The 19,952-nt window shown below is 33.1% G+C and carries 14 protein-coding genes and 2 tRNA genes; 6 read left to right on the forward strand and 10 right to left on the reverse strand.

Translation table 11 applies throughout. The features are described 5' to 3' along the window. The first annotated feature begins 238 nt into the window (after positions 1-238). From HM992_RS15145 to HM992_RS15170, 6 genes are all read left to right on the forward strand, one after another. Positions 239-311, forward strand: a tRNA-Lys gene (locus tag HM992_RS15145). Between the two features lie 51 nt (positions 312-362). Beyond that, positions 363-446 (forward strand) — tRNA-Leu (locus HM992_RS15150). A 153-nt stretch (positions 447-599) separates the two neighbouring features. Beyond that, entirely contained in the window at positions 600-1,511 is a 912-nt protein-coding gene (locus HM992_RS15155) for a MerR family transcriptional regulator (RefSeq protein ID WP_178984271.1), read from the forward strand. Further along, on the forward strand, positions 1,504-2,964 hold the full coding sequence (locus HM992_RS15160; protein ID WP_178984270.1) for a phytoene desaturase family protein: 1,461 nt from the start codon (positions 1,504-1,506) through the stop codon (positions 2,962-2,964). Before HM992_RS15155 ends, HM992_RS15160 begins: the two co-directional genes overlap by 8 nt. A 20-nt stretch (positions 2,965-2,984) precedes the next feature. Then, positions 2,985-3,824 carry a phytoene/squalene synthase family protein gene (locus HM992_RS15165; RefSeq protein ID WP_179320268.1) on the forward strand — a complete coding sequence of 280 codons (840 nt, stop codon included), beginning with the start codon at positions 2,985-2,987 and terminating at the stop codon, positions 3,822-3,824. Positions 3,825-3,836: 12 nt separating this feature from the next. After that, positions 3,837-4,283 (forward strand): sterol desaturase family protein, encoded by a 447-nt coding sequence (locus HM992_RS15170; protein ID WP_115809651.1) that lies wholly within the window; start codon positions 3,837-3,839, stop codon positions 4,281-4,283. A gap of 1 nt (position 4,284) precedes the next feature. Here the strand turns inward: HM992_RS15170 and HM992_RS15175 are convergent, their stop codons facing one another. From HM992_RS15175 to HM992_RS15220, 10 genes are all read right to left on the reverse strand, one after another. Beyond that, positions 4,285-4,875: a TlpA family protein disulfide reductase gene (locus HM992_RS15175; RefSeq protein ID WP_179320269.1), complete on the reverse strand. Its 591-nt coding sequence runs from the start codon at positions 4,873-4,875 to the stop codon at positions 4,285-4,287. 73 nt (positions 4,876-4,948) lie between these two features. Continuing rightward, positions 4,949-5,827, reverse strand: coding sequence for an anti-sigma factor (locus HM992_RS15180; protein WP_179320270.1), 879 nt, complete (start codon positions 5,825-5,827; stop codon positions 4,949-4,951). Positions 5,828-5,897: 70 nt separating this feature from the next. Then, positions 5,898-6,569: a Crp/Fnr family transcriptional regulator gene (locus HM992_RS15185; protein ID WP_179320271.1), complete on the reverse strand. Its 672-nt coding sequence runs from the start codon at positions 6,567-6,569 to the stop codon at positions 5,898-5,900. Positions 6,570-6,681: 112 nt separating this feature from the next. Beyond that, positions 6,682-8,946, reverse strand: a complete 2,265-nt coding sequence (locus tag HM992_RS15190; RefSeq protein ID WP_178984266.1) for a T9SS type A sorting domain-containing protein — start codon at positions 8,944-8,946, stop codon at positions 6,682-6,684. A 116-nt stretch (positions 8,947-9,062) separates the two neighbouring features. Continuing rightward, positions 9,063-11,333: an aconitate hydratase gene (locus HM992_RS15195; protein ID WP_179320272.1), complete on the reverse strand. Its 2,271-nt coding sequence runs from the start codon at positions 11,331-11,333 to the stop codon at positions 9,063-9,065. Between the two features lie 217 nt (positions 11,334-11,550). Further along, on the reverse strand, positions 11,551-14,328 hold the full coding sequence (locus HM992_RS15200) for a bifunctional aconitate hydratase 2/2-methylisocitrate dehydratase (RefSeq protein ID WP_178984264.1): 2,778 nt from the start codon (positions 14,326-14,328) through the stop codon (positions 11,551-11,553). A 320-nt stretch (positions 14,329-14,648) separates the two neighbouring features. Continuing rightward, positions 14,649-15,602 (reverse strand): AAA family ATPase, encoded by a 954-nt coding sequence (locus HM992_RS15205; RefSeq protein WP_178984263.1) that lies wholly within the window; start codon positions 15,600-15,602, stop codon positions 14,649-14,651. Positions 15,603-15,608: 6 nt separating this feature from the next. Continuing rightward, positions 15,609-17,063 (reverse strand): peptidylprolyl isomerase, encoded by a 1,455-nt coding sequence (locus tag HM992_RS15210; protein ID WP_179320273.1) that lies wholly within the window; start codon positions 17,061-17,063, stop codon positions 15,609-15,611. Beyond that, positions 17,011-17,862, reverse strand: a complete 852-nt coding sequence (locus HM992_RS15215; RefSeq protein WP_195806630.1) for a peptidyl-prolyl cis-trans isomerase — start codon at positions 17,860-17,862, stop codon at positions 17,011-17,013. The genes HM992_RS15210 and HM992_RS15215 overlap by 53 nt, the downstream gene beginning before the upstream one ends. Positions 17,863-17,874: 12 nt before the next feature. After that, positions 17,875-19,818, reverse strand: coding sequence for a peptidylprolyl isomerase (locus HM992_RS15220; RefSeq protein WP_179320274.1), 1,944 nt, complete (start codon positions 19,816-19,818; stop codon positions 17,875-17,877). Positions 19,819-19,952: the final 134 nt, after the last annotated feature.

Here is a 19,952-nt window from a genome sequence, read left to right on the forward strand (position 1 = left end):
TGCTTAAAACTCAATATTCACACCAAAACTTAAGCGACTTTAGCAAATTACAGCCTTACCAATACAATACATAATAAGTAACTTAAGCTTACTCCAAGAACTCATAATTAGTCCTGTTAGAAGGTGCTATTTATCAATCTCAAAATCCATCTCAAATAAAAAAAAATATTTTTTAAATTCTATTCTTTGTATTTGCATAAAGGTTTTATATTTGCATCCTCGTTAGAAAAAACATAACGACCAGTTAGCTCAGTTGGCAGAGCATCTCCCTTTTAAGGAGAGGGTCCTGGGTTCGAGCCCCAGACTGGTCACTAAAAAAAAGTTAAGTATAATGCTTAGCTTTTTTTTATCTTTTTTATTATGCGCACGTGGCGGAATTGGTAGACGCGCCAGCTTGAGGGGCTGGTGGACATTAGTCCGTGGAAGTTCGAGTCTTCTCGTGCGCACAAATACTCTAAACACTACATTTTTCAATCAAAGTCTTTATATCACCTAAAGACTTCACACACCTTTTATCACTCTTTTTTTCATAATTTTTGTTAATTCCTAACATCGTATTAGTATAAGTCTTATTTTTGTTTAAACATTTTCAAAAATAAATGAACAATATTAAAGATAGGTTTAGCATCAAAGACCTCGAACATCTTACAGGTATTAAAGCACATACTATAAGAATATGGGAAAAGCGCTATAACCTACTGGAGCCAAAACGTACGGAAACGAATATTAGATATTACGACTTAGCTAGTTTTCAAAAACTACTCAACGTAAGCTATCTTAACAACAATGGTTATAAGATTTCTAAAATTGCTACAATTGAAACTCAGAAAATCCCTCAATTAGTTAGAGAAATTGCCACAGAAACTAATATTGAGAGTCATGCGATCAATGCCTTTAAACTATCCATGTTAAATTTTGACCAAGCCTTGTTTTATAAGACTTATGAGTCACTTAATAAGGAAATGACCTTTGAAGATATTTTTTTCAACATATTTATTCCTCTATTAACAGAAATCGGATTGCTCTGGCAAACGGATACCATAACTCCCGCACACGAGCATTTTATTTCCTCGTTGATTAGGCAGAAAGTATTAATTAGCACAGAGAAAATTCAATCTAAGCAAACTTTTAAATCTGAAAAAACCTTTGTTCTTTATTTACCAGATAATGAAATACACGAACTTGGTTTAATGTTCATTAATCACGAAATTCTTAGACATGGCTATAGATCCATATTTTTAGGCCAAAGTATACCTATAACAAGTTTACTAGAACTTAAAAATTACTATGAGGACATCATTTTTGTGTCTTATTTTACTATAAAACCAGAAAAAGAAAACTTATTAAATTATCTAACTGAGTTTGATGACCTTATTTTAAAAACATCAAATACTAAATTTTGGGTTTTAGGTCGAATGCTAAATGAGCTCGACAACGACCAACTGCCAAAAAATGTCAGAGCATTTAGTACGATTAAAGCATTAACTAAAGAATTAGAAATTAATGCATAAAACAATATCCATAATTGGCTCAGGATTTTCAGCGTTATCAGCGGCATGCTATTTAGCTAAAGCTGGGCATACCGTTTCTATTTACGAAAAAAACGATACTGTAGGTGGTAGAGCGCGACAATTTAAAAAAGATGGTTTTACCTTTGATATAGGTCCTAGTTGGTATTGGATGCCAGATATATTTGAAAAATTCTTTAATGATTTTGGAAAAAGCACTAGTGACTATTATCAACTCGATAAATTGAGTCCTGCTTATAAAATATTCTTTTCTGATGATGTTATTACTGTTGGTGATCACATGGATAAAATTTGCAAAGAATTTGAACGTATTGAAGTTGGCAGTTCCAAACCTCTTCGTAAATTTATTGCAACAGCACAGGAAAATTACGACATCGCCATTAATAAGGTAGTTTTAAAACCTGGACTTTCACCTTTTGAATTGGTAACCAAAGAAACAGTGACGCGTTTAGATCGGTTTTATAAAACGATTAGCAAGGAGGTTCGGAAAAATTTTAAGAACCCTAAACTGATTTCTACACTAGAATTTCCAGTACTATTTTTAGGTGCTAAACCAAATCAGACTCCATCATTTTATAGTTTTATGAATTTTGCGGATTTTGGTTTAGGCACTTGGCATCCAAAAGGCGGCATGTACGAAATTGTAAAAGCAATGCAAATTTTGGCAGAAAGCTTAGGTGTCACAATTTACACAAAAAGCAATGTTGAAAAAATAAGTGTCGAGAATAAGAAAGCGAAAAGCATAACTGTAAATGGAACTACTATTAATTCGGACATCATTTTAAGTGGTGCTGATTATCATCATTCTGAAACACTTTTAGATAAAAACTATAGACAGTATACTGAAGCGTATTGGGAAAGCAGAACATTTGCACCTTCTTCTCTACTCTTTTATGTAGGTTTTAATCAAAAATTGAAAAATATAGAACATCACAATTTGTTCTTTGATACCGATTTTGAAAATCATGCTGAAGAAATTTACGATAATCCAAAATGGCCTGAAAATCCATTATTTTATGCTAACTTTCCTTCAGTTACAGATCATAGTATGGCACCTGAACAATGTGAAACCGGATTTTTCCTAATTCCAATTGCTCCAGGACTAGAAGATACTGCAGAATTACGTCAGCGGTATTTCGACCTTATTATGAAGCGATTTGAAAAACGAACAGAGCAAGATGTTAAAGCACATATACTTTTTAAAGAATCGTATTGTGTAAATGATTTTATTGAAGATTACAATTCCTATAAAGGAAATGCATATGGCATGGCAAACACATTAATGCAAACTGCATTTTTAAGGCCAAAATTAAAAAGTAAAAAAGTAGATGGGCTCTATTTTACAGGACAACTCACAGTTCCCGGACCAGGAGTTCCACCAGCTTTGATTTCAGGAAAGCTAGTTGCTCAACTGATTCAAAAAAATGAAGTTTAACAACTAAGAAAATTACACCTATGAAATTAATTTTTGACAACGTTTCCCATACATGTAGTAAAGCTGTAACAAACGCATACAGTACATCGTTCTCTATGGCGACAAAAATGCTTTCCCTCAGTATAAGGCAAGATATTTATAACATTTATGGTTTTGTAAGATTTGCAGACGAAATCGTAGATTCATTTCATGATTATGATAAAGAAAAACTTTTCAATATGTTTGAAAGTGATCTTGAAGCTGCCTTAGAAAATAAAATTAGTTTGAATCCTATTTTAAACGCTTTTCAAGAAACTTATCATAATTACGGAATAGATAAACATTTGGTAGATTCTTTTATGGACAGTATGCGTTTAGATCTTCATAAAAAAGACTATTTAACAGATGAAGAATATAAAAAATACATTTATGGTTCAGCAGATGTGGTGGGATTAATGTGCCTTAAAGTATTTGTAAAAGGAGACAATGCTAAATTTGATGAATTAAAAGACTCAGCAATGAGTTTAGGATCGGCATTTCAGAAAGTGAATTTTTTACGTGATTTAAAAGAAGATTTTGAAGATTTAAGTCGCACTTATTTTCCAAATACCGATTTAAATCAACTTGATGAAGCTTCTAAAAAATCCATCATTAGCGAAATTGAAGATGATTTTGCCAAAGGATTAGAAGGCATTAAACATTTGCCATTAGAAGCACGTTTTGGAGTATTTATGGCTTACAGATATTATAGTAAACTATTAGACAAACTCAAAAAAACACCTGCATTGCAGATAAAATCTACTCGAATTAGAGTTCCTAATTATAGAAAAATAGAGCTTCTTACACGTAGTTATGTAAAATATCAATTAAATTTACTTTAAAATAAAAATGTAATGCAAATCGCTTTTTGGATTTTAATATTTCTTGCCACATTCTTCATTATGGAATTTAATGCGTGGTTTACACACAAGTATATTATGCATGGTTTTTTATGGAATTTACATAAAGATCATCATCATAAAGATCACGATAGTTGGTTTGAACGCAATGATGCCTTTTTCATATTCTATGCCTTAGTTAGTATAACATGCTTTTACCTTTGGAGTTATGAAAACGTTTGGTATACGCTTCCTATTGGTTTAGGCATTTTGGCTTATGGTGTAGCTTATTTTGTTGTTCATGATATCTTTATTCATCAACGCTTCAAATGGTTACGGAATGTTGACAATAAATACGCCAGAGGTTTAAGACGCGCTCATAAAATTCATCATAAACATTTAGGAAAGCACAAAGGAGAAAACTTCGGAATGCTCATAGTACCTTTTAAATATTTCAAGTAGATTATTCAGAAAGCAAAGCATCTAATTGACTTCTCACTTTAGCACTATTCCAATCTACAGCTCCAGATTCATCAACCACAATTTCACCCTTTTTATTAATTATAAACGTTCTTGGAATAGAGTGTACTGATAATTCTGATGGAGGTTGACTCAGAGGATTAAAAACTTCAAAATTAAATCCGTTTTTAGTTTTAAACTGTTCTACTTTTTCAAAATCATCATTGGTTACAAATAAAAACACAACTTCATCTCCATAATCAGTATATAATTCTTGAAGACTTGGCATTTCTGCAATACATGGTGGGCACCATGTAGCCCAAAAATTTATTAATACGACTTTACCTTTTATAGCGTTAAAATCTAACCGTTCACCTTTATCAGATACTAGATTCCAATTCAGGTTGCTAACCGTTTTTCGTTCTACCTTATCTATAAGTGTTGATGTATTAATGTAACTAAAACCTTTATGAAACAAGACCTGAATTGGCTCTCTGGTTTGCGGAATCACAAACAAAATAATCATCAAAATAGCTAAAACATTATAGATTCTATTTTTAGTCGTTTTATCTTTGGTCGTTTTATCTTTAGTCATAACATAATCAAATTGAAGAAGCGCAACACCAAAAATAGGTATCACGCTTCAAATCTAACAATTTAAATTTGCTTTAATTTCGTGTTACAGAACCTGAAATAATTGCAGTTGGGCCTACTCCCATCGAAATAGTCGTATGAACCGCAGCATCACTAGGTACATCATGTGCCAATGGCTTTAAAGTAAAAGGTGTTGGACTATTATCTGGACTCGGTTCAACTGATATTACAATGGTAGCTCCTCTCAAATCCGTTGGAAATGTTAGTCCTACTGGTGCATTTTGCAAAAAATCTTCACCAGGGAAATCTGGTCCATTTCCAGCATCACCTTTAAAAACTGAAGTCGTTGCATTATCGTCTGCTAATGTTGCGTCGGTAAATGTCCCTGTACTAATTGGTGTACCATCTAATACAGCCCAACCTTCATATTTCCATCCTTCTGTTAATGTTGGCAAGTCTAAACCTGCAACAGCACTTCCACTAGAATTATCTAAAAACCAAACTCCACTTTCTTCATTAGTATCATCTGCATCTGTTGGTGTTGCTAAAATATAATTACCTGTAGCAGCGCTAAAATCTGCAACTATACCGTTAGAATCTACACTAGCCAAAGCACCTGAAAAATCGCCTGCTAAAATTTTTGTTGCTGCCGGTGAAAGATCAGAATCCACTGCTGGCTCAATAGACAATACAAACGTTGTTGCTATATCTAATTCTTCTGAATTTACACTAAATGTCTGTGGAAAATCTACACTACTAAAGGTCCCTGTAGATACGGGAGATCCGTCTACTATAATCCATCCTTCATAAACAAAATCATCGCCTAATGCTTCTAAACCATCAAGATTAAGTGTTAAATTAGAATTTACAGAACTGTTGTTGTCGTCATCATTACTACACGAATTGGCAAAAATACCTAATGCCAATACCGCTAAAATCATTGTTTTCTTCATAGCTTTTTTTTTTAAAATTATATTTCAAAATTAAAGCCATAAAGTCTAACGAAATGTTAGATAGCTAACACTATGCTGATTTTTTTAAGATTCTTATTTCTTTTCTGTTAAAATCTAAGTAATTTTCCTCTTTAAGTTCATTCAAAAGGATATTAATTGTTGGTCTCGAGGTCCCAATTAACGATGCTATATCTTTTTGAGTGTAGGGATGCTTAATAACATGATCTCCTGTTTTGTCACAGTCGTAGCCAAAATCAATACAAAGCTCATCTATAAATTCAATTAAGCGTGTTTTAGTATCCTTAAATAATAACATTTGTAACCGACGTTCTAATTTTTTAAATTTTAAACCAATAAACTTATAGATCTTAAAACTAAAATTTTGATTGTCTCGCATTAAATCATGCATGGTATCAACACTGATAGGACATATAGACGTTTCATTATCTATGGACTGCGCAAATTCATCCCGCTTTTCATCTCCTAAAATAGCTTTTTCACCAAATAATTCACCCTTAGTAAGAATTGCTTTTACAATCTCATTTCCATCTTCACTGTAATAGCCAATTTTAACTTTTCCATGCGCTATCAAATACACTTTATTGGCTGCATCTGCTTGAATATAGATGTAGTCTTTCTTTTTATAAGAACAAAAATTATGTTCATTAGCGTAAATTTTGACTTTGTGAGGACAGAGCACCTTGAACAGGTTAACATTGTCAAAGAACCACAGTGACTGCATTTGAGGACGTATTTGTTAGATAGTTTAATTGTCGAGATAAAACAGGCATCCTAACATAATAAAGCCCTTGATCTCTCAAAGGCTCTACTTTTTTTTATAAAAATGTCAGAGATTACTCCTTAATAATCTTTTTTGATTTAAATTGACCTTTATCATCTTTAATTTTTACAAAATAAACACCATTTTCTAAGGAAGATAGATTAAGTTCTAGTGTTGAAACGTGTTGTTTATTTAACGTTAATACCATTTTACCTAGAATATCTAAAACAGTAATTTCAATACTAGATTGTTCTGAACCAAAACTTAAACTCACCACATCTTTTGAAGGATTTGGAAATAATACATATGGAGTATTCATACTATTTTCAGGTACGCTTAGAGGTGCTACAAATTCAGTATTAAACGTATTGGTAATTACAGGTTCATTAAAATCAAATGTAATACCTGCTGTATTTGGTACAATATCACCTATTTCGTAGCCTGCTAATGGTTTTATTTTATAATAGACAAATCCATGACTATTAGGTTCATCTGTAGTTTCATCTGCTAGATTTATATTATAGAAATTCCATGTTAAATTATCAAAATCGCGCTCAATGCCATACGAATGACTTGCTCTTAACATTTGGAAGGTTGTTTTATCTAACTTAAGATCTAAAGTATTTTCTATGGTTACGTTTATTGCACTAGCAGTACCTACATTTTGAAATCTAATAGTGTAATACAAATAATCGTCTTCCGTGAAACTAACGTGTTCAATTTCTGGTCCATGAGATTCATTAATATCATTAGGATCATAAGAACCAATAATAATCTCTGATAGACTAGAGGTATTATTTTCAGCGACCACATCACTTGTCGCTGTTGTATATTCTGCAACATTAGTAATCATATCTCCTAAATTCGCAGAAGTGGAGACCAGTAAGTCAATGTAAATTGATTCACTTTCTCCTGGCCCTAAATCGACAAAATCTAAAGTAAATCCAGTTGTAGTTGGTGTAATGGTATTGCCTGCACTCAATCCTGTGGCTCCTGAATATGCCGCAATAGCATCATTAGCAAATGTTACACTACCAGAACTTACCGTTGACGCTCCATTATTTTTTACAATTAGCATATTTCTATATGTAAATCCAGGTCTAGGAGCTGACCAATAGGATAGCAAATTCACTGAAATATCATCGCAAGTATCCTGTACCATTAAATTCAACTGTGAAATTTGGACACATTCTGAATTTACACTGCTCTCAACTCTTACAAAGATGGCCTCATTACTCCCTATATAATTATTAGGAGATGAAATGGGATTGGTATTAGCATCCGCATCAACTAAAGTATTATAATAGCTTATATTATACTGATATGTACTTAAGCCAGACAATACTAAAGTATTTCTACTCGTTAAATCGAATGCACCAATACCATCAGTATCAGAACCACTTGTAGTATCACAAACTATATAATCTAACTCTGTATTTGGAGTTGGTTCAGAAATTGATAATAATTGAAATTGGGTAATGCTTATATATGGATCGCAATTAAAATTAGTGTTATTTGGATCATATACCCTTGCATAAATAGTTTGATTTGGCGACAATGCCGTATAATTAGAAACATTCGTAATTGGATTATTTAGATTACTAGCATCATTATAGCTAACAAAATAATTAACCACTGCTAATTGTTGTCCTCCAATAATTTGAGCATCATTTGTAGTTAAATCAAATACGTTGTCCGTGTCATCAATGGAACAATCTCCCATATTCGGAACCCAATAGGCATATATACTATTCACGTAAATATCTAAAGGTATTATATCTACACACTCCCCATCATTAACCTCAATTCGAAGATAAAGATTATATAAATCATAGGAATAAAAGCTATCAGCACTTAAGTCATTACCTTCTATGGCGTCAATCTCATCTTGATAATAACTAAAGGTTATGTTAGATGTATATAGCAACTCGTAATAGTTTTGCAAGTCTTCTATCCAAAAGAAATCACAATCAACAATTAGATATGTGTTTACTGAATTACTTATTGAAATTTTAGTTTGATCTACATGTACACTTCCATCAGACAGTGTTGCTAATACTTTATAGTATCCATATTCAGTACCACCACCTGTTAATGTTAATATTGGGTTAGTTGCACCTGTTATTTCATTACTTGGTATCGTGGGAACATTCAATGAAATGGAATAATACCATTGATAAGTAATATTTGTATCGGTTGTGTTTATTACAGAACCATCAAGTTCAATAATCCCATTGTCACATAAATATAAACTAGATGGTAATTCAATGGTTTGTGCCAAAATCTCATTGGTTTGCAACAACAAGATGACACTTAAAAAGAGTAGTGTTTTCTTCATATAATTTTATTTAAAAACGAATATACTCTTTTTAATTTAGGATTAATCCTTTATTAATTCGCATAAAAAAATCCGTTAGAAACTCTAACGGATTTTTATTAATTATAATTTAACAACTAAGCGTTGTTCTCTTTTTTAATTAAGTTTAAAGCAGAACCTTCATTATACCATTTAATTTGCGCTTCATTATAAGTATGATTTAAAGCGATAACATCTTTACTTCCATCTGCATGAACAGCCTCAAGATGTAATTGTTTATCTGGTGCGAATTCATTTAAATCTGTAAAGTTGAAGGTATCATCTTCTTGGATTAAATCGTAATCGGATTCATTATCAAAGGTTAAACCTAACATTCCTTGTTTCTTAAGATTTGTTTCGTGAATACGAGCAAAAGATTTTACAATTACAGCTGCAACACCTAATTGTCTTGGTTGCATCGCTGCATGTTCTCTAGAAGAGCCTTCACCATAATTATGATCACCAACAACGATTGATTTTACTCCAGCCGCTTTATAAGCTCTTGCTGTATCTGGCACTCCTCCAAATTCTCCAGTTAATTGATTTTTAACAAAATTAGTTTTCTTTCCAAATGCATTTACCGCACCAATCAATGTGTTGTTAGCAATATTATCTAAATGGCCTCTAAAACGTAACCACGGTCCAGCCATAGAAATATGATCTGTTGTGCATTTTCCGAAAGCTTTAATTAATAATTTTGCTCCAGTAATTGAATTACCTAAAGGTGTAAATGGCTCTAATAATTGCAAACGCTCAGATTCTGGGTTCACAATAATTTTTACTTTACTACCATCTTCTTCGGGTGCTAAATATCCATTTTCTTTAACTTCAAAACCTTTTGGAGGTAATTCCCATCCTGTTGGCTCATCAAACATCACTTCCTCACCATTTTCATTGATAAGTTTATCTGTCATTGGATTAAAGTCTAAACGACCAGCAATAGCAATCGCTGCAGTTAATTCTGGCGATGCTACAAAAGCATGCGTATTTGGATTCCCATCGGCACGCTTAGCAAAGTTTCTATTAAAAGAATGGACGATACTATTCTTAGGTGCATTTTTAGGGTCACTATATCTTGCCCATTGCCCAATACAAGGACCACAAGCATTTGTAAATATTTTAGCGTCTAATTTTTCAAATATCCCAAGGATGCCATCGCGGTCTGCGGTAAATCTTACTTGTTCAGAACCTGGATTAATTCCTAATTCTGATTTCATTTTTAAGCCTTTATCTAAGGCTTGTTGTGCTATGGATGATGCTCTAGATAAATCTTCATAAGATGAATTGGTACAAGAACCAATTAGTCCCCATTCTACCTGCATTGGCCAATCGTTAGCTTTTGCCTTTTCAGTCATGTCGCGACCAACTTCCGTTGATAAATCTGGAGTAAAAGGGCCGTTTAACAAAGGACCTAATTCAGACAAATTAATTTCTATAACTTGATCAAAATATTGCTCTGGATTTTCATATACTTCTGCATCACCGGTTAAATATGGTCTAATTTCATTCGCTGCATCTGCCACATCTGCTCTATCCGTAGCACGTAAATAACGCTCCATAGAATCATCATAACCAAACGTAGACGTTGTAGCACCAATTTCAGCTCCCATGTTACAGATTGTTCCTTTACCTGTACACGACATAGACGTTGCGCCTGGACCAAAATATTCTACAATAGCACCTGTTCCTCCTTTTACAGTAAGAATTTCAGCTACTTTTAAAATAACATCTTTAGGTGCTGTCCAACCCGAAAGTGTTCCTGTTAACCTCACACCAATTAATTTAGGGAATTTAAGTTCCCAAGCCATTCCTGCCATAACATCAACAGCATCAGCACCACCTACTCCAATGGCAACCATTCCTAATCCACCTGCATTTACGGTATGTGAATCTGTACCTATCATCATTCCACCTGGGAATGCATAATTTTCTAATACCACTTGGTGAATAATTCCAGCTCCTGGTTTCCAAAATCCAATACCATATTTATTAGATACTGACTCTAAGAAATTAAAGACCTCACTACTAGTGTTATTTGCATTTTTTAAATCCGTTGCAGCACCATCTTTTGCTTGTATTAAGTGATCACAATGGGTCGTTGTAGGAACAGCAACTTTATTTTTTCCTGCTTGCATAAACTGCAATAAAGCCATTTGCGCTGTGGCATCTTGCAAGGCTATACGGTCTGGAGCAAAATCTACATAATCTTTTCCTCTAGTAAATGCTTTGCTAGGTTTGCCATCCCACAAATGTGAGTACAGAATTTTTTCTGAAAGTGTCAAAGGCTTACCAACAATCGCCTTGGCAGCATCAACGTGCTCTGTCATGTTAGCATAAACCTTTTTAATCATATCAATATCAAATGCCATAGTATATCAGTTTTTAATTAATTCTACTAATATACAAAATGCAATATGACTTTAAAAGCGTTCAATACATATAATAATTATAGTGGAATAACTATTCTCTATACTAGAATTTACCATAGATTGAAAACATTTGTTTCTAAAAAACGACCGTTATTATAGAAACAGAAAAAGCCTGAATCTTAGATTCAGGCTTTTTCTTATATAAATAAAACTTTAATTATCCCACTAATTGCTTTGTTGAAGGCTTAAACTTCGTTAAAACAATACCATCCACCGCAGCTTCATATTCTGCAAGTGTTGGTGTTCTACCTAAAATTGTAGATAATACAACAACTGGAGTAGACGATAATAATGACTCTCCTTTTTTCTCACCAGAATCTTTTACAACTCTACCTTGGAATAAACGTGTTGATGTAGCCATTACAGTATCTCCTGGTTCCGCTTTTTCTTGGTTACCCATACATAAGTTACATCCTGGACGCTCTAAGTATAACATGTTCTCGTATTTAGTACGTGCTAATCCTTTTGGTGCATTATCATCGAATTCAAAACCTGAGTATTTTACTAAAACTTCCCAGTCTCCTTCTGCTTTCAACTCATCTACAATATTATATGTAGGAGGAGCCACAACTAATGGCGCTTTAAATTCAACTTTACCGTGTTGCGCTTCAATGTTCTTTAACATTTGTGCTAAGATTTTCATATCTCCTTTATGCACCATACAAGAACCAACGAAACCTAAGTCCACTTTTTTAGTACCTCCATAGTAAGATAATGGTCTAATGTTATCGTGTGTATAACGTTTTGAAACATCGTCATTATTTACATCAGGATCCGCAATCATCGGTTCAGAAATTTCATCTAAATCAATAATAACTTCTGCATGATACTTCGCATTAGCATCTGGTCTTAAAGCTGGTTTAATACCTGTTTTAAGTTCTGTAATTCTAGTTTCTGCTTTATCTACAAGCCCTTTAAGTACTTGTTTTGCATTGTCCATTCCTTTATCAATCATGATTTGGATACGACCTTTTGCAATCTCTAAAGATTCAATCAACGTATCATCTTCCGAAATACAGATAGACGCCTTAGCTTTCATCTCTGCAGTCCAATCTGTAAAAGTAAAGGCTTCATCGGCAGTAAGTGTACCAATATGAACTTCAATGATTCTACCTTGGAATACATTCTCGCCACCAAATTGCTTCAACATTTGCTGTTGTGTAGCGTGAACCACATCACGGAAATCCATGTAAGATTTCATCTGACCTTTAAACGTCACTTTTACCGATTCTGGAATTGGCATAGTAGCTTCACCAGTAGCCAATGCTAAAGCAACGGTTCCTGAATCGGCTCCAAATGCAACACCTTTAGACATACGTGTGTGTGAATCTCCACCGATTATAATATCCCAATCACCAACAGTAATATCGTTAAGTACTTTATGAATAACATCTGTCATTGGGAAATATTTCCCTTTAGGATCACGACCAGTAATTAAACCAAAGTCGTTCATAAAACTCATTAATCTAGGGATATTAGCTTTAGACTTATCATCCCAAACAGAGGCTGTATGACAACCCGATTGGTACGCTCCATCTACAATTGGAGAAATAACGGTCGCTGCCATCATCTCTAATTCTTGAGACGTCATTAAACCAGTCGTATCTTGAGACCCTACTATATTTACTTCTACTCTAACATTAGAACCTGCATGTAAGGTTTTGCCAGGTGTAGTCCCTACAGCATTTTTATTGAATATTTTTTCAACAGCTGTTAAACCTTGTCCTTCTATAGATACTTCTTTTGAAGTTGCATATACCTGAGGAATATCTATACCTAATATTTTACAAGCTAATGTTTGTAATTTTTTACCAAATACAACAGCATAAGAACCACCTGCTTTAATAAACTCCATTTTTGGTGGCGTTAATGCCGTAGAAATATCTTTTAATTCTTCACCGTCTTTGTATAATTTTTTAGTCTTCGTATTAATGGTTAATACTGTACCTGTATCAACCGAATACGTTTGCTTTAAAATTGGTTCACCATCTTTATCTACAATGGTTTTGCCTTCCGCATCTTTTTGTGAAACCCAGTTTTTTAAATCAATACCAATACCTCCAGTTACACTTACTGTTGTTAAGAAAATCGGTGCAATGCCATTTGTACCAGCAATAACTGGAGCAAAATTTATAAAAGGCACATATTTACTAAAAGGAACTCCTGTCCATAATGCAACATTATTTACACCTGACATTCTTGAAGACCCAACTCCCATGGTTCCTTTTTCCGCGATTAACATTACACGCTTATCTGGATGCTGCTCTTTTAAAGCCAACAATTCATTTTGCATATCTTTATTATGCTCAAACATACACTGACCATGTAACTCTCTATCTGATCTTGAGTGTGCGTCTGCACCAGGAGATAATAAATCTGTAGAAATATCACCAACACCAGCAATATAAGTTACCACTTCAATCTCTTCTTCTACATCTGGTAACTTTGTAAAGAATTCGGCTTGTGCGTAACTCTTAATAATATCAGTTGCGATAGTGTTTCCTGCTTTAAAAGCATTTTCTAAACGCTCTGTATCTGCTTCGTATAAAAACACTTGTGTTTTTAACACCTTAGCAGCCTCTTCTGCTATAGCCATATCGTCACCTAAAGCGATATCTAATAATACTTCAACCGAAGGTCCACCCTTCATATGAGATAATTGTTCTAAGGCAAAAGCTGGAGTAATTTCTTCTACCAGCGATTCTCCTAAAATAATTTCTTTTAAGAATTTAGCCTTCACACCAGCAGCACTTGTTGTACCTGGTAACACATTATAGATAAAAAAGTTAAGAGAATCATCTCTATACTCATTATCTACATCTTTAATCTGCTCAATTATTTTACTTAATAATTCAGCACCATCTATTGGTTGTGGATGAAGTCCTTGATCTTTTCGTTCTTCTATCTGCTTAAGGTAATCTTGATAAATACTCATGGAAGGAATCTTTAGTTACTATTTTTTAATCTTAGCGATGTAAAAAGTTACAGTCTTATATTGAAATTTAAAAGTTTCGCAAATTAATATAAAGATTTAAAAGTACACTATACTAAAAACAATATTATCATACTATTTTGGTATAATGACATAAAAAAAAAGTATGATTATACTTTTCTCAATAAACGCTAACAATAATTAGCAAATTAATAATGTATTTAGAATAAACACGGAGACTTTTATCCCCATTTAACACGTATAGAAGTAATGCTCCAAATTTAGTTGAAGGTTAAAAAGGTAGTTAAGTTGTGACTTCAGAATTAAAATAAACTCTGAATAATCTTCTCATCACTAACGCCTTCGGCCTCTGCTTTGTAGTTCTTAATAATTCTATGCCTAAGAATTCCGGTGGCAACGGCTTGAACGTTTTCAATATCTGGAGAAAACTTACCATTTGTAGCGGCATGTGTTTTTGCAGCCAAAATTAAATTCTGAGAAGCTCTTGGTCCTGCTCCCCAATCTACAAACTCTTTTACAATATCTGCAGCAGAATTTTCTTTCGGTCTGGTTTTACCGACTAAAGTCACCGCGTATTCTATAACATTATCTGCAACTGGAATACGACGAATAACGTTCTGAAAATCAATAATTTCTTGCGCTGTGAATAACGAATTTACCGTCTTTTGAACATCTGTTGTTGTTGCTTTTACAACATCTACTTCTTCTTGAAACGAAGGGTATTCTAAATTAATAGCAAACATAAAACGGTCTAATTGCGCTTCTGGCAACGGATAGGTTCCTTCTTGTTCTATTGGGTTTTGTGTTGCCAATACAAAATAAGGTAAATCTAATTTATATTGATGACCAGCGACAGTAACCGAACGCTCTTGCATAGCTTCTAGTAAAGCGGCTTGCGTTTTTGGTGGTGTTCTGTTAATCTCATCTGCTAAAACAATATTTGAAAAGATTGGTCCTTTTATAAATTTAAACTGTCTGTTTTCATCTAAGATTTCACTACCAAGAATATCACTTGGCATTAAATCTGGAGTAAACTGAATACGTTTAAAGTTTAAACCTAAAGCTTGGGCAATGGTATTCACCATTAAGGTTTTTGCCAAACCAGGAACTCCTATTAAAAGTGAGTGACCACCAGAAAAGATAGAAATTAGGATTTGATCCACCACTTCATCCTGACCAATAATAACCTTAGCCACTTCTTGTTTTAGTGCCTCATATTTCTTTACAAAATTTTCAATTATGGCAACATCAGACATATTCTATTATTTTTTTAACCAGTTACTTTGAAAATCACACGCTTTATACTCACCATTTACCTTAATGTAAGTGTCGGCAATGGTCTTTTTTTGCCATTTCGCAATAGCATCAACTTGCTTGTCTTGTAATGCTAATTCTTTAATCTTTAAATAATCTTTTGCGAAATCTGCTTCATGATCATCTATACGATCTGTAACGGTTAAAATCTTAAACTTTATTCTATTCACACGATCTTCATCTTGTAAAACTTCACTAATCTCACCATCTTTTAAGTTTTGAATTTGAGCATACAATTCTGGTTCTATTCTCGTTAATTCAAAATTAAAATCTTGTGTTACTGGGTTCGTCATTTGACCACCTTCGTATTTTGTTTCTTTTTCATCACTAAACTCTCTTGCTGCATCAGCAAAAGTTAAAGTTCCATCTGCAATTTTTGCTCTAACCTCGTCAATTTCGTCTTTAGCTTTTTTAATAGCTTCTTGTGTTAAATCAGGACGAATTAAAATGTGTCTCACATCATATTCTTGACCTCTAATTTTTTCCAAATAAATAATATGATATCCAAAATCGGTTTCAAATGGTTCTGAAATCTCACCTTCCTGCATTGAGAAAGCAACATCTCTAAACTCTTTTACCATTCTTGGCTGATTTCTATTTAACGTATATTTTCCACCTGTAGATTTAGAAGCCGAATCTTCGGTATAAAACAATACTTTTGTTGTAAAGCTAGATCCATTCTCTTCAATATCTTTTTTAAATCCTTTTAATTTGTCTATTACCTCTTGTTTGGATTCTTCCGTAACCTCTGGAATAATTACAATTTGAGCCAACTTAAGTTCGGTTCCAAATATTGGACGTTCATCCTTTGGAATATCATTAAAGAATGTACGAACCTCTTCTGGTGTTACTTCAATATCACCAGTAACTTTAGTTCGCATTTCTTGTGCGAGATAGCCATTTTTATTAATCTCGTCCATTTCATCGCGTAAGGCTTGCTCAGAATCTTTTTTATAAAAATCTAACAACCCTTGCATATCTCCTTTGGTTTGAGCCAAAATACCTTGTATTTGCTGTTCTGTACGCGACTTAATATAAAGCTCGTTAACAATAACACTATCTTGAATCGCTTGATGAGCATATAATTTACTTTCTAGTAAACTTCCAAAAAGTTCGCATCGTGTTACATCCTTTAAGTCGGCCCCTTGTGCTTCTAGTTGTGCTATTTCTCTATCTAAATCAGATTCTAGAATTATAAAGTCACCAACAACAGCGGCAACACCATCGGCTTTAATTCTTGTTTTATTTACAAGTGTATCTTTTGTTTGTACAACTTGTGGTGCTTCCTCCTCAATGATTTCTTGAGCATTGCTAAAGTTGAAAGATATAAAGCCAACCAAAAGGGTTGCTTTAATTATAAGTTTGGAATTTATTTTGTTTAATAGCATCGTTTGTAATATCATTTTCGAGTTGCTTAATGAGCTCTAATTTTCTCTTGTTTATAACAATTTTTTTAATAGACGATTTCACATAATCCAACGGAGCATAGTCGTTTTGAAGTCTTACGTCGTTTACTAACATCAAATATAGGTTTAATGAATCTTTGAGCTGTAAGAAATTAGTTTTTTTTAACAGTTCATTTTTGTTGGAGTTATTGATAATAGGAATTTTTTCTGCTACCCGATTTAATTTCAACCAAAGTGAATCATTTAAAGAATACGACCTAAACTGAACAGAAATAGAATCTAAATACATTTTGTCTTTAGATTCAAAACGTTGAAAACGCTTTTTTATGGTATCTAAATTTACGGGGTTTAATGGTAAACTGATATATCTAAACTGAATTAAGTCGTCATTCAGTTTAAAGGACTCTATATTATTATCGTAGAATAACTGTGCTGTTTCACGCTGCACTACAGAATCTATATTCTTTTTAACCAAGCCTTCCAAATATGCTTTAGTATATAAATCATTTTTATACTGCTCTACTAATTTAGAGAATTCATTCTGCTTCTCTTCAGAAAGATTTACTAATGCACCATCCATTAAAAGCAAGCGTCTCGCCCAACGATTAATATAAGCGTTTACCATTAACGTACTATCTTGTTTGGACGTGCCTTTTGGAACCACATCTTTAATATCTTCTTTATACAGAAAACTCTCATTAACTCTGGCTATTGGGTTTTGACCATCAGACTTTTTAAAAAAATCGCAGCTCGTAAAAAGTAAACAAATACTGAATATATATAAGAAATGTTTCAAAAAAATAGTGAATTAGTTTCCGATTTTAGCTTTAATGGTTTTGAGTGTTTCTTGGTTTACTTCTATGTTGAAGCGCTCGTACAAATCATTAATCCAATTAGTCTCTATTTGGGCTTGGTAATCATTAATAACATTGCCTTTGGCTTCGTCTAACGTTTTTTGTCCGGCTGGCAAAACGGCAACAATATCAATAACATGGTATGATTCGTTATGTTCATAGATATCTGAAATACCTTTTTTAGCTTCGAGATTTGAAGGTAGAATAGGATTATCTAAGGTATAAGTCCCTTTTGTAAAGATAACGTTTTGCTTATCGCTAGTGTTTAATTCATTTTCAATAGCATCTTCAGACTCTCCTTTTTTCATCATTTTATGGATTTTCTTCATTTTGGATTTATTTGCAGACGATGCCATAACCACTTCAATCCGTTCAGTCCATTGATAATCCGATTTATTTTTAACGTAATACGATTCAATCCCTATTGAATCTTTAGAAGCTTTATTCCAAACCTCTTTTTCCATTAAGTCAAATAACAATAAGCCATCTCTATACTCTTTTAAGATATTAGCATATTCTAAGTTTTCAACTTCTAAATTATCTTCTCGGTATTGAAGAATTGATTTTTCAAAAAAGCTATTAAACTCTTTATCTATAATCGCAGAGAAAGGAGTTGTATTTACAGAATAAATACGTTGTGCATTTGTTAAATGCTTTCCAAATTCCTCATAAGTAAACGCTTTATTATTTATAGAAAACAAAGTTTCAGTCGTCTTAAAATCTGCTGGTAAGCTCCACTTACGACTATAAAAATCATTAGTAAGTATAGACGTAAAATAAGCCTTTGACTCCGCGTTATATGTTACGTTATATCTATCTGTAAGTTTTTTTATTAAAGCTTCTTGAATCAATTTAGATCTTGAGTCTCTTTTTACCTTAGACTCAAAAGCATCTTTTACATTTTCTAACGGTTCTATTGGTTTAAGATTAATACGTTTTACAATATGCCAACCATAAGCAGATTTAAATGGCTTGCTTACATCTCCATCTTTTTCTAAACCAAAAGCGACATCTTCAAATTCTGAAGAACTTAACTGACCACTTTTAAAAGGTGCTATTCTTCCACCTTCTCTTGCAGAACTTTTATCCTCTGAAAATTGTTTCGCTAAAGCATCAAAACTTTCACCTTGCATTAGTTTTTTATAAATGTCATTTATTCTGCCTTCAGAATCAACAAGAGAATCCTGAGTGTTTAAATTCACCATGATATGTGCAACAGTGACTGTACCTCTAGATTCACGTCTATCATTTACTTTTACAACATGGTAACCAAACTGTGTTCTAAATGGCATTGAAATTTCACCAGCTTTCGTATTGTACGCTGCAGTTTCAAAATCGTATACCATTTTAAACGCTGAGAAATAACCTAAATCTTCAACAAAGATGGTATTTCCGTTATGCATTTCTGCTTTCACCTTATCAAAACCCTCTTCCAATGCACGGTTTCTTAGAGCTAACACTTCATTATAAGCATTTATAGTATCTTTTGCAGACGCATCTAATCGCACTAAAATATGAGACGCATCAATATCTATATTACTTCGGTTATATGCTTCATTCACTAAAGCGTCAGTGACTTTATTCTCTGAAATATAATTACTAATTAACTGTTTCTTATATCTAGAGAACTCACGTTGGTAGTTTTTGTCTTCGTCTAGCTTTAAACGTTTTGCTTCCTTTAATTTGAGTTGATATTCTGTAAATAATTTCAAATAACCATCTACATCCTTTTGACTTTCATCTTGAACTAAATCTAAATTTTTGTTGTAAACTCTTAAAAACTCCGAAGCCATAATTGGTTCTCCATCAACCTCTAGAAGTACGGCATCATTATCTTGTGAAAAAGAAAAATTTAGTGCGAAAAACACTAAAAACAAACATTTAATAATAAGTTTCATAATTTAACCTTGATTTGTATTGATATAAATAACGTGCTTTTAAAACTCAGCAAAAGTAACATAAATAGCGTATTTAGCAAGCGGATTAAAAGGCATTATTTTAATATTTACTGCTAGTTACGTAGTAAAAATCA

It is taken from the genome of Winogradskyella helgolandensis (genome assembly GCF_013404085.1).
In the GTDB taxonomy this organism is placed as follows: domain Bacteria; phylum Bacteroidota; class Bacteroidia; order Flavobacteriales; family Flavobacteriaceae; genus Winogradskyella; species Winogradskyella helgolandensis.

Excerpts from the sequence above, each read along its gene's own strand:
- HM992_RS15155 (WP_178984271.1), top strand. The coding sequence starts at position 600 with ATGAACAATATTAAAGATAGGTTTAGCATCAAAGACCTCGAACATCTT.
- HM992_RS15160 (WP_178984270.1), top strand. The coding sequence starts at position 1,504 with ATGCATAAAACAATATCCATAATTGGCTCAGGATTTTCAGCGTTATCA.
- HM992_RS15165 (WP_179320268.1), top strand. The coding sequence starts at position 2,985 with ATGAAATTAATTTTTGACAACGTTTCCCATACATGTAGTAAAGCTGTA.
- HM992_RS15170 (WP_115809651.1), top strand. The coding sequence starts at position 3,837 with ATGCAAATCGCTTTTTGGATTTTAATATTTCTTGCCACATTCTTCATT.
- HM992_RS15175 (WP_179320269.1), bottom strand. The coding sequence starts at position 4,875 with ATGACTAAAGATAAAACGACCAAAGATAAAACGACTAAAAATAGAATC.
- HM992_RS15180 (WP_179320270.1), bottom strand. The coding sequence starts at position 5,827 with ATGAAGAAAACAATGATTTTAGCGGTATTGGCATTAGGTATTTTTGCC.
- HM992_RS15185 (WP_179320271.1), bottom strand. The coding sequence starts at position 6,569 with ATGCAGTCACTGTGGTTCTTTGACAATGTTAACCTGTTCAAGGTGCTC.
- HM992_RS15190 (WP_178984266.1), bottom strand. The coding sequence starts at position 8,946 with ATGAAGAAAACACTACTCTTTTTAAGTGTCATCTTGTTGTTGCAAACC.
- HM992_RS15195 (WP_179320272.1), bottom strand. The coding sequence starts at position 11,333 with ATGGCATTTGATATTGATATGATTAAAAAGGTTTATGCTAACATGACA.
- HM992_RS15200 (WP_178984264.1), bottom strand. The coding sequence starts at position 14,328 with ATGAGTATTTATCAAGATTACCTTAAGCAGATAGAAGAACGAAAAGAT.
- HM992_RS15205 (WP_178984263.1), bottom strand. The coding sequence starts at position 15,602 with ATGTCTGATGTTGCCATAATTGAAAATTTTGTAAAGAAATATGAGGCA.
- HM992_RS15210 (WP_179320273.1), bottom strand. The coding sequence starts at position 17,063 with ATGATATTACAAACGATGCTATTAAACAAAATAAATTCCAAACTTATA.
- HM992_RS15220 (WP_179320274.1), bottom strand. The coding sequence starts at position 19,818 with ATGAAACTTATTATTAAATGTTTGTTTTTAGTGTTTTTCGCACTAAAT.